The organism is Emticicia sp. CRIBPO (genome assembly GCF_009905725.1).
Taxonomy (GTDB): Bacteria; Bacteroidota; Bacteroidia; order Cytophagales; family Spirosomataceae; genus Leadbetterella.
This window is the reverse complement of sequence record NZ_JAAAKV010000039.1, coordinates 1-501: the sequence shown is the minus strand read 5'-3', so window position 1 is coordinate 501 and position 501 is coordinate 1. Positions and strand designations below refer to the sequence as shown.

General features: G+C 44.1%; 1 pseudogene. It reads left to right on the top strand.

The features are described from left to right. Positions 1 to 501, top strand: a pseudogene (locus GVN16_RS25975) (hypothetical protein); the annotation flags it as partial.

Sequence of the window (501 nt, the reverse complement as noted above, 5' to 3'; positions counted from 1 at the left end):
GCAACTGCTTCCAATGGAACAGGAACTGTCACTTACCAATGGCAGGAATCTACTAATAATACAAGCTGGACAGATATAGCAGGGCAAACGGGAACTTCTCTGAACGTTTCAACGGCTACTGCCGGTATTAAATATTACAGAGTCGTAGTTACAGCATCAGGTTCTGGTTGCGGTTCAGTTAACTCGTCAAGTTCGACGATTACCGTTGTTGCCAAACCTACAGTATCAGTCGATATTCCTTCGACAACGGTATGTATTGGCGGAACAGTTACCTTGACAGCAACTACTTCCAATGGAACAGGAACTGTCACTTACCAATGGCAGGAATCTACGAATAATACAAGCTGGACAGATATCACGGGACAAACAACAACAACTTTAAATGTTTCAACCGCCACTGCCGGGGTTAAATATTACAGAGTCATCGTTACTGCTTCAGGTTCAGGTTGCGGTTCAGTTAACTCGTCAAGTTCGACGATTACCGTTGTTGCCAAACCTACA